Genomic DNA, 26,299 nt, shown 5'->3' with positions numbered 1-26,299 from the left:
CTTACTGCGTATAACAAGCCTGACGATAACCTACTTTCACACTGGTTGCAGCACTATCATCGGCGCAAAGTTGTTTCACGGTCCTGTTCGGGATGGGAAGGGGTGGGACCAACTTGCTATGGTCATCAGGCATAACTTGTACTGACGCTTGTCTCCTGTAGGACGACAAGGCCATGAATCTGGAAGAAGCAAAGATTGGGGTAATGAATGGTATCAACACACACGCAACGTTGTACCGTCTTATCCTCTGTACCTGCTAAGGTTATAGGGACAAGCCGTACGGGCAATTAGTACTGGTTAGCTTAATGCATTACTGCACTTCCACACCCAGCCTATCAACGTCCTGGTCTCGAACGACCCTTCAAAGAGCTCAAGGCTCTGGGAAATCTCATCTCAAGGCAAGTTTCCCGCTTAGATGCTTTCAGCGGTTATCTCTTCCGAACTTAGCTACCCGGCAATGCCACTGGCGTGACAACCGGTACACCAGAGGTTCGTCCACTCCGGTCCTCTCGTACTAGGAGCAGCCCCCTTCAAATTTCCAACGCCCACGGCAGATAGGGACCAAACTGTCTCACGACGTTTTAAACCCAGCTCACGTACCACTTTAAATGGCGAACAGCCATACCCTTGGGACCGGCTACAGCCCCAGGATGTGATGAGCCGACATCGAGGTGCCAAACTCCCCCGTCGATATGAACTCTTGGGAGGAATCAGCCTGTTATCCCCAGAGTACCTTTTATCCGTTGAGCGATGGCCCTTCCATACAGAACCACCGGATCACTATGTCCTACTTTCGTACCTGCTCGACTTGTCAGTCTCGCAGTTAAGCACGCTTATGCCATTGCACTATCAACACGATGTCCGACCGTATCTAGCGTACCTTCGAACTCCTCCGTTACACTTTAGGAGGAGACCGCCCCAGTCAAACTGCCTACCATGCACTGTCCCCGATCCGGATAACGGACCAAGGTTAGAACCTCAAACAAACCAGGGTGGTATTTCAAGGTTGGCTCCACGAGAACTAGCGTCCCCGCTTCAAAGCCTCCCACCTATCCTACACAGATTGGTTCAAAGTCCAATGCAAAGCTACAGTAAAGGTTCATGGGGTCTTTCCGTCTAGCCGCGGGTAGATTGCATCATCACAAACATTTCAACTTCGCTGAGTCTCGGGAGGAGACAGTGTGGCCATCGTTACGCCATTCGTGCAGGTCGGAACTTACCCGACAAGGAATTTCGCTACCTTAGGACCGTTATAGTTACGGCCGCCGTTTACTGGGACTTCAATCAAGAGCTTGCACCCCATCATTTAATCTTCCAGCACCGGGCAGGCGTCACACCCTATACGTCCACTTTCGTGTTTGCAGAGTGCTGTGTTTTTATTAAACAGTCGCAGCCACCAGTTTATTGCAACCCTTTCACCCTTCTGGAGTAAACCAGTCAAGCTACCGGGGCGTACCTTTTCCCGAAGTTACGGTACCAATTTGCCGAGTTCCTTCTCCCGAGTTCTCTCAAGCGCCTTAGAATACTCATCTCGCCCACCTGTGTCGGTTTGCGGTACGGTCTCGTATGACTGAAGCTTAGAGGCTTTTCTTGGAACCACTTCCGATTGCTTCGTGAATAAATTCACTCGTCCCACTCCCTTGAATTCCGCACCCGGATTTGCCTAAGTGCCTTCTATGAAGCAGAAACTGACTATTCCAACAGTCAGACAACCTTCCGCGATCCGTCCCCCCATCGCATCATACGACGGTGCAGGAATATTAACCTGCTTCCCATCAGCTACGCATCTCTGCCTCGCCTTAGGGGCCGACTCACCCTGCTCCGATGAACGTTGAACAGGAAACCTTGGGCTTACGGCGTGGAGGCTTTTCACCCCCATTATCGCTACTCATGTCAGCATTCGCACTTCTGATACCTCCAGCATCCTTTACAAGACACCTTCGCAGGCTTACAGAACGCTCTCCTACCATATCCAATAAAGGATATCCGCAGCTTCGGTGACTGGCTTAGCCCCGTTACATCTTCCGCGCAGGACGACTCGATCAGTGAGCTATTACGCTTTCTTTAAATGATGGCTGCTTCTAAGCCAACATCCTGACTGTTTTAGCCTTCCCACTTCGTTTTCCACTTAGCCAATCTTTGGGACCTTAGCTGGCGGTCTGGGTTGTTTCCCTCTTGACGCCGGACGTTAGCACCCGACGTCTGTCTCCCAAGCTCGCACTCATCGGTATTCGGAGTTTGCAATGGTTTGGTAAGTCGCAATGACCCCCTAGCCATAACAGTGCTCTACCCCCGATGGTGATACTTGAGGCACTACCTAAATAGTTTTCGGAGAGAACCAGCTATTTCCAAGTTTGTTTAGCCTTTCACCCCTACCCACAGCTCATCCCCTAATTTTTCAACATTAGTGGGTTCGGACCTCCAGGGCGTGTTACCGCACCTTCATCCTGGCCATGAGTAGATCACTTGGTTTCGGGTCTACACCCAGCGACTGATCGCCCTATTCGGACTCGATTTCTCTACGGCTTCCCTATTCGGTTAACCTTGCCACTGAATGTAAGTCGCTGACCCATTATACAAAAGGTACGCAGTCACGGAACAAGTCCGCTCCTACTGTTTGTATGCACACGGTTTCAGGATCTATTTCACTCCCCTTCCGGGGTTCTTTTCGCCTTTCCCTCACGGTACTGGTTCACTATCGGTCGATTACGAGTATTTAGCCTTGGAGGATGGTCCCCCCATATTCAGACAGGATGTCACGTGTCCCGCCCTACTTGTCGTACGCTTAGTACCACCGGTCCGATTTCACATACGGGGCTATCACCCACTATGGCTCCTATTTCCAGAGGATTCTGTTATCGGTCCGACTATCACGTACAGGCTCTTCCCATTTCGCTCGCCGCTACTTTGGGAATCTCGGTTGATTTCTTTTCCTGCAGCTACTTAGATGTTTCAGTTCGCCGCGTTCGCCTTGCATACCTATGTATTCAGTATGCAATACCCTAAAAGGGTGGGTTGCCCCATTCGGAAATCTGCGGATCAAAGTGTGTTTGCTCACTCCCCGCAGCTTATCGCAAGCTACTACGTCCTTCATCGCCTGTAATCGCCAAGGCATCCACCATGTGCACTTATTCGCTTGTCCCTATAACGTTAGCCTCTGATTACCAGGTAATCAAAGAGCGCTACAGGGATAAGAAAGTACAACGTTGTTGCTTGTTTGTTGATACATACAATCATTACCCATCGATCTGCGTTTTACGGCAAACCGATCAATAAATAATCTTTACTTCTTCCAGATTGTTAAAGAACATACAGCACTTGATCTCGAAAAGACCAAACCTAAATCCCGGCGCCATCTGCGCTGATTTACGTTTGAACTTTTGGTGGAGGATGACGGGATCGAACCGACGACCCCCTGCTTGCAAAGCAGGTGCTCTCCCAGCTGAGCTAATCCCCCTAGGGTATTTCCAGACTACAGAAACTGGTAGGGCTGGTTGGACTCGAACCAACGACCCCCGCGTTATCAACACGGTGCTCTAACCAGCTGAGCTACAGCCCCAAATGCTGTTCTTTATATTAACAGCCGATAAGTGTGAACATTTGATGCGTGAACCAGTTACCTGATTCGTGCAAACTCTAGAAAGGAGGTGATCCAGCCGCACCTTCCGATACGGCTACCTTGTTACGACTTCACCCCAGTCACGAATCCTACCGTGGTAAGCGCCCTCCTTACGGTTAAGCTACCTACTTCTGGTAAAACCCGCTCCCATGGTGTGACGGGCGGTGTGTACAAGACCCGGGAACGTATTCACCGCGACATGCTGATCCGCGATTACTAGCGATTCCAACTTCATGCAGTCGAGTTGCAGACTACAATCCGGACTACGATACACTTTCTGCGATTAGCTCCCCCTCGCGGGTTGGCGGCGCTCTGTATGTACCATTGTATGACGTGTGAAGCCCTACCCATAAGGGCCATGAGGACTTGACGTCATCCCCACCTTCCTCCGGTTTGTCACCGGCAGTCTCATTAGAGTGCCCTTTCGTAGCAACTAATGACAAGGGTTGCGCTCGTTGCGGGACTTAACCCAACATCTCACGACACGAGCTGACGACAGCCATGCAGCACCTGTGTACTGGCTCTCTTTCGAGCACTCCCCAATCTCTCGGGGATTCCAGCCATGTCAAGGGTAGGTAAGGTTTTTCGCGTTGCATCGAATTAATCCACATCATCCACCGCTTGTGCGGGTCCCCGTCAATTCCTTTGAGTTTTAATCTTGCGACCGTACTCCCCAGGCGGTCTACTTCACGCGTTAGCTGCGTTACCAAGTCAATTAAGACCCGACAACTAGTAGACATCGTTTAGGGCGTGGACTACCAGGGTATCTAATCCTGTTTGCTCCCCACGCTTTCGTGCATGAGCGTCAATCTTGACCCAGGGGGCTGCCTTCGCCATCGGTGTTCCTCCACATATCTACGCATTTCACTGCTACACGTGGAATTCTACCCCCCTCTGCCAGATTCTAGCCTTGCAGTCTCCAATGCAATTCCCAGGTTGAGCCCGGGGATTTCACATCAGACTTACAAAACCGCCTGCGCACGCTTTACGCCCAGTAATTCCGATTAACGCTTGCACCCTACGTATTACCGCGGCTGCTGGCACGTAGTTAGCCGGTGCTTATTCTTCAGGTACCGTCATTAGCAAGAGATATTAGCTCTCACCGTTTCTTCCCTGACAAAAGAGCTTTACAACCCGAAGGCCTTCTTCACTCACGCGGCATTGCTGGATCAGGCTTTCGCCCATTGTCCAAAATTCCCCACTGCTGCCTCCCGTAGGAGTCTGGACCGTGTCTCAGTTCCAGTGTGGCTGGTCGTCCTCTCAGACCAGCTACTGATCGATGCCTTGGTAGGCTTTTACCCTACCAACTAGCTAATCAGATATCGGCCGCTCCACGAGCATGAGGTCTTGCGATCCCCCACTTTCATCCGTAGATCGTATGCGGTATTAGCGTAACTTTCGCTACGTTATCCCCCACTCCAGGGTACGTTCCGATATATTACTCACCCGTTCGCCACTCGCCACCAGAGCAAGCTCCGTGCTGCCGTTCGACTTGCATGTGTAAGGCATGCCGCCAGCGTTCAATCTGAGCCAGGATCAAACTCTTCAGTTTAATCTCTGTTACTTTGCCGTTTTACCGGCACCGTCATTGCTGACGGGTCGCTCACTTCAAAAACAACTGACAGGCCACTTCTTGCGAAGCGTCCTATTTCATTTATTTCTTCGTGAACATTTGATATTTTAAGTTTTACGCTGCTTGCGCAGCGCTGCACTTACATCAAATGCCCACACTTATCGACTGTTAATTGTTAAAGAACTGTATTCGGTGCTACTTTCGCGCTATCGACAAAGCGTTGTGTTTGTCAGCTGCGAAGAAGGAAGAGTATGAAGCATTTCGGCTAATTCGTCAACTTTCTTTTTTACTACCCAGCCCCGGAAGGCCGCCCCTTTTGTGCCGCAAACTAGTGCGTCTCATCGGGGAGGCGAATCATATCAAAGACCGTCGAAGTTTGGCAAGCGCTTTTCCAGGAAAGCGTGCATGCCTTCTTTTTGTGCAGGCGTGCCGAAGGCAGCCTGGAACAAGCGGCGCTCGTAGGCGACGCCATCGGTCAGGGTCGTTTCAAAGGCGCGGTTGACGCAATCCTTGATCATCATGGCCACCGAGGTCGGCATGGCGGCGATGGTCTTGGCGGCAGTCAGGGTTTCTTCCAGCAACTTATCGGCCGGCACCACGCGCGACACCAGGCCGATGCGTTCCGCCTCGGCGGCATCGATGGTGCGTGCCGTCAGCAGCAGATCCATGGCCTTGGCCTTGCCGATGGCGCGCGGCAGGCGCTGCGTACCGCCCGCGCCCGGCGTGACGCCAACCTTGATTTCCGGCTGGCCGAATTTGGCGCTGTCGGCGGCGATCAGGAAATCGCACATCATGGCCAGTTCGCAGCCGCCACCGAGCGCATAGCCGGCCACCGCGCCCACCACCGGTTTGCGCACGCGCAAGATATGTTCCCAGTTGCGGCTGATGTAGCCCTGGGTAAAGGTATCGGGATAAGTGTAGTCAGCCATGGCGGCGATGTCGGCGCCGGCGGCAAAGGCTTTTTCGCTGCCCGTGAGCACGATGCAGCCGATATTCTCATCGGCATCGAACTTCAGCAAGGCGTGGCCCAGCTCATTCATCATATTGTCGTTCAAGGCATTCAAGGCCTTGGGACGGTTCAGGCGGATGACCGCCACTTTGTCCTGGATGTCGATGATCAGGTCTTCGTATTGCATAGTGTCTCCTCTCGATGAACGGTGCAACGATTGTAGCGGCTAACGGCAGCGGCGCGGCAGGTGCGCTGCTATTATTGTGAGTCCGATCACCTTTATCGAGCAGCGTATTTTCTCCTCCTTCTTCCAGTACTGCACCCGCTATCTGCGCGGCGACGGCAGCGCCGCCAGCGTCAATTTCCGCCGCCTGTGGTTCAGCAACGGCCTCAATTGCTTCGGCGCCCAGATCACCTCGCTGGCCCTGCCCCTTTGCGCGGTACTGCTGCTGCATGCGACGCCGGAACAGATGGGCGTACTGGTCGCGCTACAGGCGCTGCCGTTCGCCCTGTTTGGCTTGCCCGTCGGCGTGCTGCTGGACAGGCGCAGCAAGCACCCGATCATGCTGTTCAGCGAAAGCATGTCCGGCCTGGCCCTGGCCAGCGTGGCCGTGGCCTACTGGTGCGGCGTGCTGTCGATGCCATGGTTATATATAGTGGGATTCATCATCGGCACGGGCTTCGTCGTCGGCGGCGGCGCCGAACAGGTGTTTCTGACTTTCCTCGTGGGCCGCGATGGCTTGATCGATGCGCAATCGAAATTTGCCGCCACGGAATCGGCTTCGCGCCTGATCGGCCCCGGCCTGGCCGGCGTGCTGGTGCAAATACTGTCGGCGCCCGTCGCCATCCTGTGCACGGCCTGCGGATACTTGATTTCCGTTTTCAATTTGCGCGCCATGAGCGTGCGCGACCCACGGCCGGCCCCCTCTGACAAGCACGCCTTGCGCGACATCGCCGACGGCTTGCTGTTCGTCTGGCGCGAGCCGCTGCTGCGCGCGCTGGTCTGGGGCGCCGGCATCTGGCACTTCCTGTTTTATGCCAGCATGGCTTTGACGGTGCTGTTCGCCACACGCGACCTGGGCATGAGCCCTGGCGTGCTGGGCATGACGCAGATGCTGGGCGGCGCCGGCGTCTTGCTCAGCGCCTTCATCGTCAAGCCGCTGACGAAGCGCTACGGCGCTGGCCGCACCATCCTGATCGGCCTGGCTTCGACCTCGCTCTGCTTTGCCCTGACGCCAACGATTCCCGCCGCGCTGTTCGGCAGCGCGGCGGCCAGTGCCGTCGCCTATGCCATATTGATGTTTTTTTTCGATTGCGGCGTGATGCTGTTCTTTATTCCCTACCTGGGCTTGCGCCAGAAAGTCACGCCCGATCCCATGCTGGGCCGCATGACATCGACCATGCGCTTCCTGACGGTGGCAACGGCGCCGCTGGGCGCGCTGGCCGCCGGCTGGGTCGCGGAACATTTTGGCGTGCGCAATGGCCTGGCCTGCATCGCGGCAGGCAGCATTGCGTTGACGGTCGCCATGGTATGGGGCACGCCGCTGCGTAGCGTGCGCACCTGAAGCGAGGAACGGGCATACACTGATGAAAGATTGCCTTGGCGACACTATTCATGCCAAAGCCTGTGAGGTTTGATTTACATCAATGTTTTAATTGATGTAAATCCATAAGCTGTCTTACATCACTTGAGGAGCACGCCATGTTTAACACCATCTTATTTCCCACCGACGGCTCGCCGTTGTCCGACAAAGCCGCCGAGACCGCCCTCGCCTTTGCCCAATTGAACAAGGCCAAGCTGGTCGCCATCAGCGTGGTGCAACCGTTCCCGTTCTCGCCGATGGCCGACGGCGGCATCGTCCTCGACGCCAGCCTGTATGAACAGCAGATGCAGGAAGCTTCGCAACGCGCGATCGACAAGATCGGCGCAGCGGCACGCGCCGCCGGCGTGGCTTTCGAAGGCGTGGTGGCAGTGTCACCGAGCCCGCACGACGAAATCGTCAATGCGGCGCAAACCTACCATTGCGACATCATCCTGATGGCCTCGCATGGCCGCAAGGGCTTGAACAAGCTGTTCGTGGGCAGCGAAACGCAAAAAGTGCTCGCGCATACGCATTTGCCGGTCATGGTTCTGCGTTAAGCCAGACAATAACTACCCCGGCGTCGCGCGCAGCAACTCACCGCGCCGGTGCCTGCTTCGGCAACAATACCCACACGGCGCCGCTCTGCTTCATGCGGCCCGCATTCTCGGCCGCTTCCGCGCCAAAGCCAAAGAAATAATCGACACGGATCGGCCCGCGAATGGCGCCGCCCGTATCCTGCGCCATCACCAGGCGCTGCATGGGAATCTCGCTATTGGCTTGCGTCGTGGACAAAAACACGGGCGCGCCCAGCGGCAGGAAGCGCGAATCGATGGCCACCGAGCGCTGCGGCGTCAACGGCACGCCCAGCGCACCCTTCGGCCCCACTTTCGGATCGGGCAAACGCTCTTCCTTGAAGAAGACATAGCTGGGGTTAGCGTTGAACAATTCATCCTTGCGCGTCGGGTGGCCGGCAATCCACGCCTTGATGCCTTGCGCGGACGCCTGGCTCAGGGTCAGCTCGCCCTTGTCGACCAGGTAGCGGCCAATCGACTTGTAGGGGTGGCCGTTTTGATCCGCATATGCCACGCGCACGGTTTCCTGCGTATCGGTCAGCTGCACGCGGCCGGAACCCTGCACCTGCAGGAAGAACGCCTCGACTTCGTCATCCACCCACAGCAATTCCTTGCCCGTGACGGACGTGGCGCGCTCGATGTCGGCACGGGTCGCGTACGGTATCACCTTCTTGCCGACCAGCTTGCCCCGCAGACGCATGTTCTTCAGTTCCGGATACACGCCAGCCAAGTCCACCGAGACCAGGTCGTCAGGCACCTTGTACAGTGGCGTCTGGTATGGACCGCCGCGCTTGCGCGCGCCGTGCAGCAGCGGCTCGTAGTAGCCGGTGACGAGGCCCGTGCTGGCACCATCGGCCGTAATGACTTGATTGGGCACAAAGAAGGTCTCGAAGAACAGACGGATGGCCTTGTCGCTGTCGGCATTCACCTGGCGCGCGATCGTGCACGATTCCTTCCAGTCCGGACGCTTCACCAGCACGCCGCACGAAGCCATGAAGGCTGGCCAGGCGGCGCGCATGTCGTCGCGGGCCCAGCCAGGCAAGGCGGCGAACTTGGCGGGCACAAAGGTGGGCGCTGCCACATCCGCGGCATCCTTGGCGTCGGCCGGCTTGGCGGGCACGGGCCTGACGACGGTCGGCGCGATGGGCGGCGCCTTGCCGCCGGCGGCGGCCGGTGGCGCCGATGGCGTGGTACAGGCGGAAAGCGCAAGCGCGACGGCGCCGATGGAAACGGGTAGACTACCGCGTGTCAACAGACGGCGGGTAAATACTAAGCTGCGGGTAAATAACATAGGGGTGCGTATGTGGATCTTGATGATAGAGGCGCTGGTGGCGTTCTTCTTGCTGGCATTTATAGTCTGGTGGACCATGTATTCGGGTAAAAAACCCGCGCCACCGGCACGCAAACAGCTCGGCGAAGAACAGGACGGCACCGAGAAACTGAAATAAGGGGCCAAGCCCCCCGGCGTTGCGTCAATGCAGGGTGCGCGGCACCGACAGCACGAACTCGGGAATCAAAGCTTCGAACTGATGGCCGTCTTCGGCCACGCAGAAGTATTCGCCATGCATCGAGCCTTGCGGCGTGCCCAGCATGGTGCCGCTCGTGTACTCGAACTGCTCGCCCGGCTGCAGCAGCGGCTGGTGGCCGACGGCGCCCAGGCCCCGTACCTCTTCCACCTTGTTGTTCGCATCCGTGATGACCCAGTGGCGCGAAATCAGTTGCGCGCCGGCCGTGCCCGTGTTGACGACGCGGATCGTGTAGCTGAACACGTGCCGCCCCTGGTCCGGTGCCGATTGCTCGGGCAGGTATTGCGTCTTGACCGTTACCGTAAATTCATAAGTCGCCATCGTCATTCCTATTCAGACATTGCCAGTCGTATTGTGTGTCGCGCGCGACGCATTGACCATCGCGCGATGCGTATTCTGTGTTTCACGGTCCTTCAATGAAGCATGGTACCGGCGTCAAGCGTAAAATAGCGCATCTTCGCATTTTCTACTCTCAGCCTTTAGCCACCATGACAACATTCCGTATCGCTCCCAGCATCCTGTCCGCCGACTTTGCCCGCCTCGGCGAGGAAGTGCGCAACGTCGTTACCGCCGGCGCCGACATCATCCACTTCGACGTGATGGATAACCATTATGTGCCGAACCTGACCATCGGCCCGCTGGTGTGCGAAGCGATCCGCCCGCACGTGCAAGTGCCCATCGACGTCCACCTGATGGTCAAGCCTGTCGATCGCATTATCCCGGATTTCGCCAAGGCTGGCGCGAACATCATCACCTTTCACCCGGAAGCGTCGGATCACGTCGACCGTTCCTTGCAGCTGATCCGCGACAATGGCTGCAAATCGGGCCTGGTCTTCAACCCGGGCACGCCGCTGCACTACCTGGAACACGTGATGGACAAGATCGACATCATCCTGATCATGTCGGTCAACCCGGGCTTCGGCGGCCAGTCCTTCATCCCGCAGGCGCTGAAGAAGATCGCCGAAGCGCGCCGCATGATCGACGAATCGGGCCGTGACATCATGCTGGAAGTCGATGGCGGCATCAAGATCGACAACATCGCCGCCGCCGCCGCGGCCGGCGCCGACACCTTCGTCGCCGGCTCGGCCATCTTCGGCAAGCCCGACTACAAGGCCGTCATCGACGCCATGCGCGCCGAGCTGGCATCCGTCAAGGGCGCCTGATGCAAGCGGGCACGGTGAAAGACCACGTACTGGCCGGCGTGCGCGCCGCCATCATCGACCTCGATGGCACGATGCTAGACACCCTGCCCGATTTTCATGTCGCCATCAATGGCATGCGCGCTGAACTGGACCTGGCACCCATCAGCGCCGAGGCCATCAAGCGGATGGTCGGCAAGGGCTCGGAAAACCTGATCCGCACCGTGCTGGCGCTCGACTTCGACGCGGCCGGCGTGGAACAGCATTTCGAGCAGGCGATGGACGGTTACCAGCGCCACTACCTGGCCATCAACGGCCAGTTCAGCACCCTGTATCCGGACGTGGAAGCGGGGCTGGCGGCGATGAAGGCGGCGGGCCTGCGCCTGGCCTGCGTCACCAACAAGCCGATCGCCTTTGCCCTGCCCCTGCTGAAACTGAAAAACCTCGACCAGTATTTCGAGATCGTCTACGGCGGCGATTCGCTGCCGAAGAAAAAACCGGATCCGCTGCCGCTGCTGCAAGTGTGCGCGGACTTCGACCTGGCGCCCGCCAAAGTGGTGGCCATCGGCGACTCCTCGAATGACGCGCAAGCGGCCAGGGCTGCGGCTTGCCCCGTATTGACGGTACCGTATGGCTACAATCACGGACACTCTATACACGATACCGATTCCGATGGTATAGTAAAGACACTGCTCGAAGCAGCACGTTTTATTGGCATGCAAAACTAAGCGGCATACTGACCAAACCCAACACCATATCGTGAACACGTTTCTCATCAAAAAACACAATGTCACCCAAACCGGCTCGATTGAGGCCTGGCTTTGGCGACGCTGGCAATCCTGGCAGGCTTAAGGGCCGAGCCGTTACGATTGCTGCCGGCTGCATACGCGTCCTTTGCGCCTCTTGCGCAAGTTCCATGTACCGGCAAGTTTTTTGATAACCCACCGCAGGGTTTGTGCACTATGCACACTCATACCCTGACGGCATGGAGAGAAACATGACCGAACTCGAATTCAAATCGCTGGGCCAGCAAGGCTACAACCGCATCCCCCTGATCGCGGAAGCGTTCGCCGACCTGGAAACCCCGCTCACCCTGTACCTGAAACTGGCACAGGCCCAACACGGTGGCAAAAACACCTTCCTGCTCGAATCCGTCGTCGGCGGCGAACGCTTCGGCCGCTACTCCTTCATCGGCTTGCCCGCCACGACCGTGTTGCGCAGCTACGGCAAACGCACCGAAATCGTCAAGAACGGCAGTGTGATCGAAGAACACGAAGGCAATCCGCTCGACTTCATCGAACAATTCCAGTCGCGCTTCAAGGTCGCCCTGCGCCCCGGCATGCCGCGCTTCTGCGGCGGCCTGGCCGGCTACTTCGGCTACGACACCGTGCGCCACATCGAGAAAAAACTGGCCGGCGGCGCGCCGAAAGATGACCTGAAGCTGCCCGACATCCAGCTGATGGTGACGGAAGAACTGGCCGTCATCGACAACCTGTCCGGTAAACTCTACCTGATCGTCTACGCCGACACGGCGCAGCCCGAATCGTTTTCGAAAGCACAGCAGCGCCTGAAGGACTTGCGCATGATGCTGCGCCGCGGTGTCGATGCGCCCGTCACCAGCGCTTCCGTGCGCACGGAAACCATCCGCGATTTTTCCAAGGAAGACTACCTGAAGGCGGTCGCCAAGGCGCATGAATACGTGATGGCGGGCGACCTGATGCAGGTGCAGATCGGCCAGCGCATCCGTAAACCCTATGTCGATTCGCCGCTGACCCTGTACCGCGCCTTGCGTTCGCTCAATCCATCGCCGTATATGTACTTCTATAATTTCGGCGACATGCAGATCATCGGCGCCTCGCCGGAAATCCTGGTGCGCAACGAGACGACGGCGGACGGCGGCAAGAAAGTCACTTTGCGTCCGATTGCCGGCACGCGTCCGCGCGGCGCCACGCCCGAGCGCGACGCCGAGCTGTCGGCCGAGCTGCTGGCCGATCCGAAAGAGATCGCCGAGCACGTGATGCTGATCGACCTGGCGCGCAACGACATCGGCCGCATCGCCGAAACGGGCAGCGTGCAAGTCACCGACCGCATGGTCATCGAAAAATACTCGCATGTGCAGCACATCGTCTCGAACGTGGAAGGCACCCTCAAGGAGGGCCTGTCGAACCTGGACGTGCTGCGCGCGACCTTCCCCGCCGGCACCCTGACGGGCGCGCCGAAAGTGCGCGCCATGGAAGTGATCGACGAACTGGAAATCACCAAGCGCGGCATCTACGGCGGCGCCTGCGGCTACCTGTCGTTTGGCGGCGAAATGGACGTGGCGATCGCCATCCGCACGGGCGTGGTCAAGGACGGCATGCTGTATGTGCAGGCCGCGGCCGGCATCGTGGCCGACTCCATCCCCGAAATGGAATGGCAGGAAACTGAAAACAAGGCGCGCGCCGTACTGCGTGCCGCCGAACAAGTGCAAGATGGCCTGGATGGAGGGTTTTAAGATGCTGCTAATGATCGACAACTACGACTCCTTCACCTACAACATCGTGCAGTATTTCGGTGAACTGGGCGAAGACGTGCGGGTCTACCGCAACGATGAAATCACGATCGCACAGATCGAGGCGCTGAACCCGGACCGCATCTGCATCTCGCCCGGCCCGAAAGCGCCGGCACAGGCGGGCATTTCGGTGGAAGTGCTCAAGCACTTCGCCGGCAAGAAGCCGATACTGGGCGTATGCTTGGGCCACCAGGCCATCGGCGATGCGTTTGGCGGCAAGGTCATCCGCGCCAAGCAGGTCATGCATGGCAAGACTTCCCTCATCGCGCATACGGGCGTGGGCGTCTTCAAGGACATTCCCAGCCCCTTCACAGTGATCCGCTACCACTCTTTGGCGATCGAACGCGCCTCGCTGCCTTCCTGTCTGGAAGTGACGGCGTGGACGGACGACGGCGAAATCATGGGCGTGCGCCACCGGGAATACGATATCGAGGGCGTGCAATTCCACCCTGAATCGATCCTCTCGGAGCACGGCCACGCCCTGCTGAAGAATTTCCTCGAGCGCTGATCCCATGCGCACGCCCCGGCGTGCCATCAGTGTCCTCCTGCGCCATCATTGAAGAAGGAAGCATCATGCCGATCACCCCACAAGAAGCCCTGCTGCGCTGCATCGAACACCGCGAAATCTTTCACGACGAAATGCTGTACCTGTTCCGCCAGATCATGTCCGGCGAAATGTCGCCCACCATGATCGCGGCCCTCACCATGGGCTTGCGCGTGAAAAAGGAAACCATCGGCGAAATCGCCGCCGCCGCGCAAGTGATGCGCGAGTTTTCCACCAAGGTGCCCATGGCCGACACCACCAACCTGCTCGACATCGTCGGCACGGGCGGCGACGGCGCGCACACGTTCAATATTTCCACCGCCTCGATGTTCGTGGCGGCGGCGGCGGGCGCCCGCGTGGCCAAGCATGGCGGGCGCAGCGTGTCGTCCTCGTCCGGCAGCGCCGACGTACTCGATTCCTTGGGCGTCAACATCAACCTGCAGCCCGAGCAGATCGCCCAGTCGATCGCGCAAACGGGCATCGGCTTCATGTACGCACCGAACCACCATGCGGCCATGAAGCATGCGGCGCCCGTGCGCAAGGAGCTGGGCGTGCGCACGATCTTCAATATCCTCGGTCCCTTGACCAATCCCGCCGGCGCGCCGAACATCCTGATGGGCGTGTTCCACGCCGACCTGGTCGGCATCCAGGTGCGTGTGCTGCAGCGCCTGGGCGCACAGCATGCGATCGTCGTGTATGGCCGCGACAATATGGATGAAGTGTCGCTGGGCGCGGCCACCATGGTGGGCGAATTGATCAACGGCGAGATCCGCGAATATGAAATCCATCCCGAAGACTTCGGCATGTCGATGATCGCCAGCCGCAATCTGAAGGTGGCCGATTCCATCGAATCGAAAGCGAAGATGATGGAAGCGCTGCGCGGCGATCCTGGTGCCGCCGCCGACATCGTGGCCCTGAATGCGGGCACGGCGTTGTACGCGGCCGGCGTGGCCAGCTCGATCGAAGACGGCCTGGCGCGTGCGCGCACCGCCGTCAGTTCGGGCGCCGCGCTGGCGAAACTCGACCAATTCGTGCGCGTGACGCAGCAGCTGGGCACCCCGCCGCAAGCGTAAGCTCTCCGCCCTCCTTGATAGAATAGCGACCATCATGTCCGACATACTCGATAAAATCCTGGCCGTGAAAGCCGACGAAGTGGCCAAGGCCAAAGCCCGCCGCAGCCTGGCCAGCCTGCGCGGCGACGTGGAAAGCGACAGCGCCCTGCGTGCCGGCCTGCGCGGCTTTGAAGCGAGCCTGCGCCAGCACATCGCCGCCGGCAAGCCCGGCATCATCGCCGAAGTCAAAAAGGCGTCACCGTCGAAAGGCGTGATCCGCGCCGACTTCCGTCCGGCAGACATCGCCGCCAGCTATGCGGCGCATGGCGCGGCCTGCCTGTCCGTGCTGACGGACGAACAGTTCTTCCAGGGATCCGTGGATTATCTGCAGCAGGCGCGCGCCGCCTGCGCCATTCCCGTGCTGCGCAAGGATTTCATGGTCGACATGTACCAGATCTATGAAGCGCGCGCCATGGGCGCCGACTGCATTCTCCTGATCGTCGCGGCGCTCGACCATGGCCTGATGGCCGAGATGGAAGCGTGCGCCCACGAACTGGGCATGGGCGTGCTGATCGAAAGCCACGACGGCGAAGAACTGACGGCGGCATTGAAACTCAAGAGTGCGCTGATCGGCATCAACAACCGCAACCTGCGCACGTTCGAGACGTCGCTCGACACGACCATCAATCTCTTGCCGCGCATCCCGCAGGACAAATTGATCATCACTGAATCGGGCATCCACAGCACGGCCGACGTGCAACGCATGCGCGATGCGCACATCCACAGCTTCCTCGTGGGCGAAGCGTTCATGCGCGCACCCGACCCCGGCGTGGAGCTGGAACGCCTGTTCAGTTAAACCATGGTAGGCTGGCAGCCATGAGACACGCGATTATCGTCCTTGCCACTGCTGCCCTGCTGTCGGCTTGCCAGACTGCGCCCCCGCCAACGGCGCCCATGCCCCCTCGCACGCCGGCCGCGATACAGCTTGCCGCCAGCATCGACGTCTACAAGTCGCTGGTGGCGCAGCAGATCATGGCGGCCAACGCAGAATACACGTTCAGCGGGCGCCTGCCGCCCATGCTGCCGGCCATCGTCGTGCTCGACCTGAGCGTGGGTCCCGATGGCGAACTGAAAAGCGTGCACGTGCACCGTTCGCGCGACAACGAAGCATCGGCCGCCGCGCTGGCCGCCGTGCGGCGCGTGCAGGTCCTCTTTCCGCCGGCCGCACACCTGATGCGCCGCCACGCCCGCACCTTCGATTTTTCCGAAACTTTCCTCTTCAACGACCAGTACCGCTTCCAGCTGCGGACATTGTCCGGTCCTCAGTAAACGCACAAGCATCGAGTTCGATGCGGTCTCGTCCACGCTCCTTGGCCAGGTACAGGGCCGCATCGGCGCGCGACAGCAACTGTTCCAGCCCTTCCACCACCGATGCCTGGCAAGCGACGCCGATGCTGACCGTACACGGTGGCAGCCCCGCATGACTGGGCTCGCGCAGCAAGGCGCGGATGCGTTCGGCCACGCCCAGCGCGTTATGCACCGGCATATCCGGCATCAGCACGACGAACTCCTCGCCGCCGAAACGCGCCACGCAATCCGATTCGCGCAGGGCGCCTTTGATAACGGCGGCCACATGCGCCAATACCTGGTCGCCCACCGCGTGACCGTAACGGTCATTGATCAATTTGAAGTAATCGAGGTCGATGCTGAGCAGTGTCAGCGGCAAACGGCGGCGCCGCAGATTGCCGATTTCGCGCGCATAGGCGTCGCCAAAGCCGCGCCGGTTCAGCACCTGCGTCAGCGGATCGTGGGTCGAGCGGCGCTCCAGTATCTGCTGCAGGCGCCGGGTCGCCACCGTCATGAAGCCTACCGTCAGCAGCAGCGCCATGAAATTGGCAACCGCCAGATAGATGCCGGCCGGCGTGCCGGCCACCGTCAGGTTCACGCTGGCGCCGCCATGCAGCAAGGCCGACACGCCGCGCGCCAGCACCACGACGGCTTGCAGCAGCATCAGCGCGCCAAAGAAAAAACTCGAGAAATGGCGTTCGCCATGACGCCACACCAGTTGCACCTGCCGCGCATAAAACAGGAAGACCAGCAGGGAGAAGAGCGCCACGCGCGCCGAGAAATCGGGGTGCGCCAGCAACCACCAGCAATTGCCGGCGATGGCCAGGACAAGTATCAGCAGATAGGCGCGGCGGCTGGGCGCCAGGCCAAAGAATTTCTCCGTGCCCAGCATCGACAGGCCGATGCCGGCCACCAGCGCCGCATTGGCCGCGATTATGGACAATGCCTGCGGCAGCACCTCGCGGGTGCCGAACAGCAAGGACGCGCATACCAGCAGCAGCAAACCGGCCGCCCAATGTCCGAGGCCATGCACCTCGCGCCGGAAACTGCGGTACACCGAGAACATGACGACGCTCATCGCCCCGCACATCAGGGTCGTCATCAGCATAATCGTTCGAGGATCGAGGGTTTGCACGTTGGGCGCGGTCGAAAAGAATCAGTTCGGCAATTTTAGTTTAGTTAAAGAAAAATTAGTTCATTTGCAGTAAATATGATGGCAATACGCCAATTTCAGGGGAGGCGTCACATTGAGACATTGCTGCCTGAAATAGAAAACCGGCCAGTGAGGCCGGTTTTCTGTCTTACTGCATGACAAACAGCATCATGCCGCGCTAGGACGCTTCGGCCCCGTGGCCTTCTTGGGCGCCGGCAGCAGGGCCAAGCTGACACCGGGCACGCGGTCACCCTGCAGCACGGCGGCAAACGTCATCAGCTCGTCGCGGCGGAAGGCGTGCACCGTCACTTTGGCACCGACGGCATAGCGGCCCAGCAAGGTGTCCAGGTTCGCCGGGTTGCCCGTCACGCGCAAGCCATCGACGGCCACCAGCACGTCGCCCGCCGACAGGCCGGCCACGTGGGCGGCGCCGCCCTGGTGCACCTGCGCCAATTTGGCGTCGTTGCCGTCGCGGCCCAGGTTGACGTCCAGGCTGGCTTTTTCCGCCTTGCGCGCGTCGCTGTATTTCACGCCGAACGGCGCCAGCAGGCGCGCCAGCGGCACGTCGTCCGTGCCGCGGATGTAGCGCTCGAAGAACGGTTTCATGCGCGTGCCTGAAACCTCGTCGAACAGGGCTTCGACTTCGGCCGGCGTCACGCCGCGTGCTTTACCCTTGTAGAAATCGCGGCCATAGCGCTGCCACAGCGCCTGCATCACATCGTCCAGCGATTTTGCGCCATTCGTCTTGCTGCGCAAAGTCAAATCGAAAGCCAGCGCGATCAGCGAACCCTTGGTGTAGTAGCTGACGATGGCGTTCGGCGCGTTTTCATCCTGGCGGTAGTACTTGCCCCAGGCGTCGAAGCTGGAGTCGGCCACGCTTTGCTTGGTGCGGCCGCTGCCGCGCAGCACGCTGTTGACGGTCTTGCCCAGCAATTTGAAATAGGCCGCCTCGTCGATCAGGCCAGCGCGCACCAGCATCAGGTCGTCGTAATAGCTGGTGAAACCCTCGAACAGCCACAGCAGCGGCGAATAGCTTTCCGCCTGCAGGTTGTACGGCGCGAAGGCGGCCGGCTTGATGCGCTTGACGTTCCAGGTGTGGAAGTACTCGTGGCTGCACAGGCCCAGGAATTTCAGGTAGCCGTCGCCGATTTCCGTGCCGTTTGACGCCGTCGTCGGCAGGTCAGCGCGCGCGCAGATCAGCGCCGTCGAGGCGCGGTGTTCGAGGCCGCCGTAACCATCGCCGACGGCCATGGCCATGAACACATAGCGGTCCATCGGCGCTTTTTTTGTCTTCGGCTCGAAGAAGGCGATCTGCGTTTCGCAGATGGCTTTCAGGTCGCGGCACAAACGGGGCAAGTCCAGGTTCGGCACCTTGCCCGTGACGACGATATCGTGCGGCACGCCATATGCGGTGAAGGTGGCCAGCGCGAAGTCGCCCATTTCCACCGGATGGTCGATCAGCTCATCGTAGTTGGCCGCCTGGTAGCTGCCGAAACCGTAGCGCTTGGCCTTCAGTTCCGGCAGGGTGGTGGCGACTCGCCAGGTCCTGCAGGCGGCATCCTTGGGCTGCACGATATGCACTTCATGGGCGTCGGATTCCTGGCCCAGCACGCGCAAAAACACGCTGGTGCCGTTGAAGAAGCCGTGATTCTGGTCCAGGTGGGCGGCGCGCACGGACAGGTCCCAGGCGTAGACGTCGTATTCGACCGTCAATGGACCCTTGCACGGGGCGGCTTGCCACGAATGCTTGTCCAGTTTGGTCAGCGCCACGGCCTTGCCCTCGGACTCGGCGCGGATGCTGACGATGTTGCGCGAAAATTCGCGGATCATGTAGCTGCCCGGGATCCAGGCCGGCAAGGCAAATACCTGGCCGATGGCGGCTGGCGACTTGACGGTCAACGTCACCTTGAACATGTGGCCAGCCAGATCGGCGGCGGCGATGCTGTAGATGATGCCGGCGGCCGGCGTGGTTTTCACTGCGATTTTCACTGCGGTTTTCGCCGCGGCTTTGCTTGTGGCTTTGCCGCTTGCCTTGGCTCCCGCCTTGGCGGTGATTTTTTGAATCGGTGCTTTCTTCATGTTTTCCTCGTGTCTGGCATGGATGTTCTACAATCGCCCGGGCGCGCCAGGCACCGGCGACAAATCGTCAGGGGTATCAATATCGCGCAAGATGCCGCCGTCGTCCACTGTCACTTCGCATACGGCATGGCTGTTGACGATGCTGCGCGCGCCCTGGTCGCCATCGAGCGCCAGCAGCAGCGGCAAGTGAAAGGCGCTGAATGCGACAGGATTGCCGCGCCGTCCCTGGAACACGGGCACGGCGATGTGCGCACCATCGCCGACGGCTTGCGACAAGGCGGCGATTGTAGCCGCTTCCACGAAAGGCATGTCGCCCAGGGCGATCAGCCAACCCGGCGCGCCGCGCACGTAATCGATGGCGCAGGTCAGCGACGCGGCCATGCCCGTGTCGGCGTCATGGCAGACGCGTACCTCGCAGCCGAGCGCGCCGAGCACGCGCGCCACCTGCGTATCGTCGGCGCGCACCACGGCCAGCACGCGCGGCAGGGCCGCCAGCATGTTCCTGGCCGCTGCCACTACCACGGGCAAGCCCGCATGCGGGCCTTCGGCCAGCGGCTGCAATAATTTGTTCTGTACGCCGGAAGGGTCGAACCTGCGTCCCCTTCCGGCTGCCAGCAAGATGCCGACCGTACTCAAAAAGCCGCTGCCGTCATGCGGCCGCCAGGTCGAACGGCAGCTTGCGCAGGCGCTTGCCCGTCAGGGCGAACAGCGCGTTGGCGAAGGCGGGCGCCAGCGGCGGCACGCCCGGTTCGCCCATGCCCGTCGGCGCATCGCCCGACGGCACCAGGTGCACCTCGATAACAGGCATGTCGGGCATGCGCGGCACGGGGTAGTCGCCGAAGTTCTGCTGCTCCACCACGCCATCCTTGAGCGTGATGGCCGCGCCGGGGATGGTCATGCCCAGCGCCATCAGCGCGGCGCCCTGCACTTGCGCCTCGATCGTCAAGGGGTTGACGGCCAGGTTGCAATGCACGCCCGCCCATACCTGGTGCAGCTTGGACGCCCCCTCCACCACGGAGGCCGTCACCACGTAGGCGACGACAGAGTTGAACGACTCGTGCATGGCCACGCCCCAGGCCTGCCCTTTCGGCAGCTTCTTCTTGCCATAGCCGGACTTGGCCACGGCAAGGTCCAGCGCGGCGATGTGGCGCGTGTGCTTGGCGTCGATCAGCTGCTTGCGGTAGGCGACGGGATCCATCTTCGCCACGTGCGCCGCTTCGTCGATCAGTGTCTCCATGACGAAGGCCGTATGCGTCGAGCCGACGGAGCGCCACCACAGCACGGGCACGTTTGCCTTGGCAGTATGCACGGACAGCTTCATCGGCAGGGTGTACGGCTCGCCCATGCCTTCGACCATGGTGCCGTCGACGCCATTTTTCACCATGAACGCTTCGAACGGCGTGCCGGCCATGATGGACTGGCCCACGATGGTGTGGTCCCAGGCGAGTATCTTGCCCTTGGCGTCGAGGCCGATCTGCGCGCGGTGCACATGCGACGGCCGGTAGTAGCCGCCCTTGATGTCATCCTCGCGGCTCCACATCAGCTTTAATGGACCGCTCTTGCCCGCAGCCCGGTACGCCTTGGCGACGTTGACGGCTTCGACCACGTAGTCGGACGAGGGCACGGCGCGCCGGCCGAAGCCGCCGCCCGCCATCATCGTGTGCAGGGTCACCTGCTCGGGTTTCAGGCCGGAAGTAGCGGCAATCGCCGCCTGGTCGCCCGTCTGGAATTGCGAACCGACCCACATCGTGCATTTGTCGGCCTGCAGGTCGACCACGCAATTGAGCGGCTCCATCGGCGCGTGCGCCAGGTAGGGGAATTCGTAGACGGCTTCGATCTTCTTCGGCGCCTTGGCCAATGCCGAGACATCGAATGCGCGCGCCACCGTGCCCGGCGTCCTGGCCAGCGCCTTGAAGGCGGCCAGTTGCTGGTCGCTGCTGACCTTTTCCACGGCGCTGCTGTCCCACTCGATCACCAGCGCATCGCGCCCCTGCTTGGCGGGCCAGTAACCGTCGGCGATGACGGCCACGCCGCTGCCGCCACGGTCGGTTTTCACTTCCAGCACCTCCAGCACGCCCTTGATGGCTTTCGCCTTGCTGGCGTCGAATTTCGCCACCTTCGCGCCAAACACGGGCGGGCGCGCCACCATGGCCACCTTCGCGCCGGGCGGCTTGAAGTCGATTCCGAACTGCTGTTTTCCCGTGGACTTGGCGGCCGCGTCCAGGCGTTTCACGGGTTTGCCGATGATGGAAAATTCGCGCGGGTCCTTCAGCTTGACGGTGGCGGGCAAGGGCTGGCGCATGGCCGCGTCGGCAAACTCGCCATACGTCGCCTTTTGTCCGCCGGGGCCATACAGCACGCCCTTGGCGGCCCGTACCTGGTCGGGATTGACTTTCCACTGCGCGGCGGCGGCGCCCACCAGCATGGCGCGCGCCTTGGCGCCGATTTCGCGGTACTGCGTAAACGAATGGGCGATGCTGCCCGAGCCGCCCGTCATCTGCATGCCATAGGCGGCATCCTTGTACTGCTCGCCAGCCGGCGCCAGTGCGCCATGCACCAGGCTCCAGTCGGCGTCGAGTTCCTCGGCGATCAGCATGGGCAAGCTCGTTTGCACGCCCTGGCCGAATTCCAGCCGGTTCACCTGCACCGTCACCGTGTTATCTGGGGCGATGTGCAAGAAGGCGTTCGGCGCATACACGGGCTTGGCGGGGGCGGCATCGGCCGCCTGCGCCAGCTTGCCCGCGCCGGGCAGGAAAAATCCCAGCATCAAGCCGCCGCCGGCCACCGCGCCGGCCTTCATGAATCCACGCCGCGAGACGCCATCGGCCACCGGCGCCGATGCCAGCGCCGTGCCCAAGGTCACTGCGCCCTGCTGCAATGCTTCCTGATTCAACCATTCGATACGCATGTCGCTCTCCTCAGGCCAGGGTCTTGGCCGCGTCCTTGATGGCTGCGCGGATCCGTTGATAGGTGCCGCAGCGGCAGATATTGCCGCTCATGGCGCCGTCGATGTCGGCATCGCTGGGCGACTTGTTGGTGCGCAGCAGCGCCGTCGCGCTCATCACCTGGCCGCTTTGACAGTAGCCGCATTGCGGCACGTCGTGGCGCACCCATGCCGCCTGCACGGCCTTGCCCACCTGGTCGTTTTCCATCGCTTCGATGGTGGTGATCTTTTGCGCGCCCACAGATGAAATGGGCGTGATGCACGAGCGGATCGGCTGGCCGTCGAGGTGCACCGTGCAGGCGCCGCACAGGGCCGCGCCGCAACCGAACTTGGTGCCCGTCATGTTCAGGTTATCGCGCAGCGCCCACAAGATGGGCGTGGAAGGATCGGCGTCGACTTGCGTGTCGCGTCCGTTGATATTCAAGGTAATCATCTGCTGCTTCCCCTTTTTTGGATTGTTATGGCGTCTACGAACTACACTTGATGATACGACAGCGGAAAAAACGCAAAAAAAACGCGCCTTGCGAGGGCGCGCCGTCCAGCCTTCCTGGCGACAGCCCGGATTACTTAATGGTCGAGAATTTCTGTTCCAGCGTCTTCGCATCGACCGCGCCCGGAATGCGGCTGCCGTCGGCAAAGAAGATGGCTGGCGTGCCCGAGACGCGCAATTGCTGGCCCAGGGCGAGGATTTTTTCGTGCGGGTTGGCGCAAGTGGCGGCGACCGTGGCTGGAGCCTTGCCGTTCAACATCCAGTCATCCCAGGCCTTGTTGCGGTCCGGCGCGCACCAGACATTACGCGACTTGACGATGGAGTCCGGCGACAGGATGTTGTACATGAAGGTGTAGACGGTGACGTTGTCGATTTCCTTCAGCGCGTTCTGGCGGAAGCGCTTGCAGTAGCCGCAGTTCGGATCTTCGAACACGGCGATCACGCGCTTGCCATTGCCCTTGACGGTTTTCATGGCCGAATCGAGCGGCAGGTCCGAGAACTTGATGCGGTTGACTTCGTCCAGGCGCACCTTGGTCAGGTCCTGCGACGTCTTGGCGTCGAAGACGTGGCCGACGAACAGGTATTGCGCGGATTTGTCCGTGTACAGGATGTCGCCGCCCGTGCGCACTTCGTACAGGCCGCCGTACGGGGTTTCCTTGACCGAGTCCACCTTGGCGCCTTCGCCCAGGCGCGGCTCGATCAGCTTTTTGATGCTCGCTTCCGTCGGCGTTTCCGCGCCGGCGCACGACATCATCAGGCCCGAGGCCAGTACCAATGCGATTCTGCTCATTTTGATCACTATCACTTCTCCACTTGAAACGCCCGGCGGGACTGGCCTCTGGCCCGGCGTCGTTATCTTTTCGACAAAACGATCGCCGCAGACCAGCTGCGGCGACCTTGAATTTTCACTGCTGCCATTATCCGGCGATATCTTAAGATACGCTGATATTTACGGATGTCCCAATGCGTGCGAGATCATTTTTCGCTTCAGGGCAGGTAATTTATCCAGCAAGTTTAATCCCAAATTGCGAACCACGCGCAACGGCTCCAGATCGGCGCCGAATAACCGCGCCAGGCCGTCGGTCGCCAGCTGCATCAGCAGCACGTCTTCCTTGCGCGCGCGCGCATAGCGGGCCAGCACGCGTTCGTCGCCGATGCCGCGGTGCGCTTCGCGTTCGCCGATCGTCTTGACCAGCTGCGCCACGTCGGCAAAACCCAGGTTCATGCCGTGGCCAGCCATCGGGTGCACCACGTGGGCGGCGTCGCCCACCAGGGCCACGCGCGGCGCGACCATGGCATGCGGGCGCATCAGGGTCAGCGGGAACGCGCGCACCAGCTCCGGCTGCAGCGGCGTGAGTTTACCCAGCTTATCGTGGCAATACGCGGCCAGGCGCGCGGCCAGGGCGTCGGCCGGTTCGGACATCAAGGTATCGGCCAGCGCATCGGGCGCCGACCAGACGAGAGAGACGCGCTCGCCCGGCAGCGGCAGCAGCGCGACGATGCCTTCGCTGCCCGTAAACCACTGGTGGGCCGCGCCATGGTGCGGCTTTTCGCAGGCGAAGTTGCTGACCACGCCGCGCTGGCCGTAGGAGCGGTAATCGAGACCGATGTCGCACTGGCCCCGCACCCACGACTGGGCGCCGTCGGCGCCCACGACCAGCGCGCAGGTGATGGTGTCGCCGCCGTCGAGGTGCACGATGGCCGAGTCGTTCGTCCATTCCAGGCGGCTGGCGCGGCCCTGCAGCACGCTGACGTTCGGCGCGAATTTCAGGGCGGCGTCCAGCGCCTGGCCCAGGTTGCGGTCTTCGATGATCCACGCCAGTGCGCCCACATGGGCGCCGTAGGCGTCGAAACCGAGTCCGCCCGCCTGCGCGCCGTCGCCGTTGACCAGCATGGCATCGACGGGCGCCACCCTGTCGCCCTCCAGCGCGCCCCATACCTTCAGCGACGACAGCAGCTGGTGCGCAGTATGATTGAGCGCATACACGCGCACATCCCAGCTGGCTTCGACCGGCCTGGCGGTGGGTGCCGGAGGGTTCGCCGGGGATAACAGCGTGACGCTTTGTCCTGCCTGGGCAAACGCCAGCGCCGTGGTTTTCGCGATGGCGCCATTGCCGACGATGCAAACGTCGCTGTGGCTGTGCATGAAGCGCCGCATGGTGGGGGGAGTGGGACTGTTCATGCGGTCATTATAGCGTTTGCCGCCCCCGTTTCAGCTAGTCAGGAAGTACAGAACGCATGCCCCAGGTCAAGCGGCGCCATGAAACACGGGCAGCACGTATTCGCCGATCTCCTGCATCGTCTCGGCCAGCGGGCGGCGGTTCTGCCGCAGCTGCAGGCCAATATGCCGCACGTCGGCCGCGCGCATGGCGTGCAGCTCGGCGATCAGGCCATCGCGCCCCGTGCGCCCGCCGAAGCGGAAACGCTGCAGCGGCAAGGTCGGATCGTCGTCCAGGTCCAGGTGGATGAAGCTGACATACGGCTTGTCGTCCCCGGCCACGGCCCGCCATTGGGCCGCACGCCGCGCATGGTCTTCCGGCGTGCCCGGATAGGCGAGCCAGCCGTCCATCTGCGCGCCTATCCAGGCCGGCGATTGCTGCGCCAGCCCCGCCACCAGCAGCGGCAACGGTGCGGCCGGCTTGGGCAGCAGACGGATGCCGGGCGGCAGGCGCGTCTGGCCCCAGTCGCGCAGCATGGCCACCTGCTCGCGGAAGGCGGCGCCGCGCTGATCGAAGTCGCGGCCGAAGACGGGATACTCGACGGGCCGGTCGCCGCTGGCCACGCCCAGCAGCAAACGCCCGCCGCTCAACTGCTCGACGCTGGCCGCCGCTTTTAAAGTCAGCACCGGTTCGCGCAGCGGCAGCACCACGGCGGCCGTGCCCAGCAAGATGTTCTCGGTGATCCCGGCCAGGTAGCCCAGATACGTAAATACCTCGAAGACCTGGGCCGCGTCGCCGAACGACGGATCGTACAGGGGCACGTCGCGCAGCCACAGGGCCCGGAAACCCAGGCGGTCGGCCAGCTTTGCCAGCGCCGCATGCTGTTGCAGGTCCGGCTCGCCCGGCACGCGGCCGCAGGCCGGATGCGCCTGGCGCCCCGTGGACGACCAGTCATTATCGAGCGGCAGTTCCAGGCCGATACTGAAACCGCCCTGCCCCAGCTTCGTCATGGCGCCCAT

21 protein-coding genes, 2 tRNA genes and 3 rRNA genes are annotated in these 26,299 nt (G+C 60.8%); 10 read left to right on the top strand and 16 right to left on the bottom strand.

The window, feature by feature from the left end:
• Positions 1–17: 17 nt before the first annotated feature.
• From rrf to D9M09_RS01385, 6 genes are all read right to left on the bottom strand, one after another.
• A 5S ribosomal RNA gene (gene rrf / locus D9M09_RS01410) occupies positions 18–130 on the bottom strand.
• 136 nt (positions 131–266) lie between these two features.
• A 23S ribosomal RNA gene (locus D9M09_RS01405) occupies positions 267–3,142 on the bottom strand.
• 239 nt (positions 3,143–3,381) lie between these two features.
• A tRNA-Ala gene (locus tag D9M09_RS01400) sits at positions 3,382–3,457 on the bottom strand.
• Between the two features lie 25 nt (positions 3,458–3,482).
• Positions 3,483–3,559, bottom strand: a tRNA-Ile gene (locus D9M09_RS01395).
• A gap of 81 nt (positions 3,560–3,640) precedes the next feature.
• Positions 3,641–5,171: ribosomal RNA gene (locus tag D9M09_RS01390) — 16S ribosomal RNA — on the bottom strand.
• Together the 16S, 23S and 5S rRNA genes with 2 tRNA genes alongside form the textbook arrangement of a ribosomal RNA operon.
• A 380-nt stretch (positions 5,172–5,551) precedes the next feature.
• Positions 5,552–6,328, bottom strand: a complete 777-nt coding sequence (locus tag D9M09_RS01385; RefSeq protein ID WP_121668415.1) for an enoyl-CoA hydratase — start codon at positions 6,326–6,328, stop codon at positions 5,552–5,554.
• A 76-nt stretch (positions 6,329–6,404) separates the two neighbouring features.
• Here D9M09_RS01385 and D9M09_RS01380 point away from each other — a divergent pair, with 76 nt between their 5' ends.
• Both D9M09_RS01380 and D9M09_RS01375 read left to right on the top strand, forming a co-directional pair.
• Positions 6,405–7,706 carry an MFS transporter gene (locus tag D9M09_RS01380; protein WP_240453527.1) on the top strand — a complete coding sequence of 434 codons (1,302 nt, stop codon included), beginning with the start codon at positions 6,405–6,407 and terminating at the stop codon, positions 7,704–7,706.
• Between the two features lie 137 nt (positions 7,707–7,843).
• Positions 7,844–8,281 (top strand): universal stress protein, encoded by a 438-nt coding sequence (locus D9M09_RS01375; protein WP_070292460.1) that lies wholly within the window; start codon positions 7,844–7,846, stop codon positions 8,279–8,281.
• 37 nt (positions 8,282–8,318) lie between these two features.
• Here D9M09_RS01375 and mltA read toward each other — a convergent pair whose 3' ends face one another.
• Positions 8,319–9,548 carry a murein transglycosylase A gene (mltA, locus tag D9M09_RS01370; protein WP_240453526.1) on the bottom strand — a complete coding sequence of 410 codons (1,230 nt, stop codon included), beginning with the start codon at positions 9,546–9,548 and terminating at the stop codon, positions 8,319–8,321.
• 49 nt (positions 9,549–9,597) lie between these two features.
• Here mltA and D9M09_RS28710 point away from each other — a divergent pair, with 49 nt between their 5' ends.
• Positions 9,598–9,744 carry a hypothetical protein gene (locus tag D9M09_RS28710; protein WP_162995539.1) on the top strand — a complete coding sequence of 49 codons (147 nt, stop codon included), beginning with the start codon at positions 9,598–9,600 and terminating at the stop codon, positions 9,742–9,744.
• A 24-nt stretch (positions 9,745–9,768) separates the two neighbouring features.
• Here the strand turns inward: D9M09_RS28710 and apaG are convergent, their stop codons facing one another.
• Positions 9,769–10,143 (bottom strand): Co2+/Mg2+ efflux protein ApaG, encoded by a 375-nt coding sequence (gene apaG, locus D9M09_RS01360; RefSeq protein WP_035828598.1) that lies wholly within the window; start codon positions 10,141–10,143, stop codon positions 9,769–9,771.
• Positions 10,144–10,310: 167 nt separating this feature from the next.
• Here apaG and rpe point away from each other — a divergent pair, with 167 nt between their 5' ends.
• The 7 genes from rpe (at position 10,311) to D9M09_RS01325 (ending at position 16,437) form a co-directional block, all read left to right on the top strand.
• Complete coding sequence (rpe, locus tag D9M09_RS01355) at positions 10,311–10,985, top strand: ribulose-phosphate 3-epimerase (RefSeq protein ID WP_070223781.1); 675 nt, start codon at positions 10,311–10,313, stop codon at positions 10,983–10,985.
• Positions 10,985–11,689 carry a phosphoglycolate phosphatase gene (locus tag D9M09_RS01350; RefSeq protein ID WP_121668413.1) on the top strand — a complete coding sequence of 235 codons (705 nt, stop codon included), beginning with the start codon at positions 10,985–10,987 and terminating at the stop codon, positions 11,687–11,689. The genes rpe and D9M09_RS01350 overlap by 1 nt, the downstream gene beginning before the upstream one ends.
• A 269-nt stretch (positions 11,690–11,958) precedes the next feature.
• The gene (gene trpE / locus D9M09_RS01345; RefSeq protein WP_070292458.1) at positions 11,959–13,455 is read left to right on the top strand and encodes an anthranilate synthase component I; all 1,497 of its coding nucleotides are present in this window, start codon (positions 11,959–11,961) and stop codon (positions 13,453–13,455) included.
• Position 13,456: 1 nt separating this feature from the next.
• The gene (locus D9M09_RS01340) at positions 13,457–14,020 is read left to right on the top strand and encodes an aminodeoxychorismate/anthranilate synthase component II (RefSeq protein WP_070223786.1); all 564 of its coding nucleotides are present in this window, start codon (positions 13,457–13,459) and stop codon (positions 14,018–14,020) included.
• Positions 14,021–14,085: 65 nt separating this feature from the next.
• The gene (gene trpD, locus D9M09_RS01335; protein WP_070312616.1) at positions 14,086–15,129 is read left to right on the top strand and encodes an anthranilate phosphoribosyltransferase; all 1,044 of its coding nucleotides are present in this window, start codon (positions 14,086–14,088) and stop codon (positions 15,127–15,129) included.
• Positions 15,130–15,163: 34 nt separating this feature from the next.
• Positions 15,164–15,964: an indole-3-glycerol phosphate synthase TrpC gene (trpC, locus tag D9M09_RS01330; RefSeq protein WP_070223789.1), complete on the top strand. Its 801-nt coding sequence runs from the start codon at positions 15,164–15,166 to the stop codon at positions 15,962–15,964.
• A gap of 20 nt (positions 15,965–15,984) precedes the next feature.
• Positions 15,985–16,437: a hypothetical protein gene (locus D9M09_RS01325; protein WP_141750026.1), complete on the top strand. Its 453-nt coding sequence runs from the start codon at positions 15,985–15,987 to the stop codon at positions 16,435–16,437.
• On the opposite strand, the gene D9M09_RS01320 is transcribed toward D9M09_RS01325, so the two are convergent.
• From D9M09_RS01320 to D9M09_RS01285, 8 genes are all read right to left on the bottom strand, one after another.
• Entirely contained in the window at positions 16,388–17,557 is a 1,170-nt protein-coding gene (locus D9M09_RS01320) for a GGDEF domain-containing protein (RefSeq protein ID WP_240453525.1), read from the bottom strand. The genes D9M09_RS01325 and D9M09_RS01320 overlap by 50 nt on opposite strands.
• Before the next feature lie 219 nt (positions 17,558–17,776).
• Entirely contained in the window at positions 17,777–19,597 is a 1,821-nt protein-coding gene (locus D9M09_RS01315; protein ID WP_205602321.1) for a M61 family metallopeptidase, read from the bottom strand.
• Positions 19,598–19,714: 117 nt separating this feature from the next.
• The gene (locus D9M09_RS01310) at positions 19,715–20,323 is read right to left on the bottom strand and encodes a nucleotidyltransferase family protein (RefSeq protein WP_070312613.1); all 609 of its coding nucleotides are present in this window, start codon (positions 20,321–20,323) and stop codon (positions 19,715–19,717) included.
• Between the two features lie 13 nt (positions 20,324–20,336).
• Positions 20,337–22,595 (bottom strand): xanthine dehydrogenase family protein molybdopterin-binding subunit, encoded by a 2,259-nt coding sequence (locus D9M09_RS01305; RefSeq protein ID WP_121668411.1) that lies wholly within the window; start codon positions 22,593–22,595, stop codon positions 20,337–20,339.
• Between the two features lie 10 nt (positions 22,596–22,605).
• Complete coding sequence (locus tag D9M09_RS01300; protein WP_070292451.1) at positions 22,606–23,064, bottom strand: (2Fe-2S)-binding protein; 459 nt, start codon at positions 23,062–23,064, stop codon at positions 22,606–22,608.
• 130 nt (positions 23,065–23,194) lie between these two features.
• Positions 23,195–23,911 (bottom strand): DsbC family protein, encoded by a 717-nt coding sequence (locus D9M09_RS01295; protein WP_070223812.1) that lies wholly within the window; start codon positions 23,909–23,911, stop codon positions 23,195–23,197.
• 159 nt (positions 23,912–24,070) lie between these two features.
• Positions 24,071–25,303, bottom strand: a complete 1,233-nt coding sequence (locus D9M09_RS01290; protein ID WP_070292450.1) for an FAD-dependent monooxygenase — start codon at positions 25,301–25,303, stop codon at positions 24,071–24,073.
• A gap of 66 nt (positions 25,304–25,369) precedes the next feature.
• A complete protein-coding gene (locus tag D9M09_RS01285; protein WP_121668410.1) occupies positions 25,370–26,299 on the bottom strand; it encodes an LLM class oxidoreductase in 930 nt (309 codons plus the stop codon).

Source organism: Janthinobacterium agaricidamnosum (genome assembly GCF_003667705.1).
Taxonomy (GTDB): Bacteria; Pseudomonadota; Gammaproteobacteria; order Burkholderiales; family Burkholderiaceae_D; genus Janthinobacterium.
Note: the sequence above shows the minus strand (reverse complement) of the source record. Positions and strands in the feature narration are given on the sequence as shown.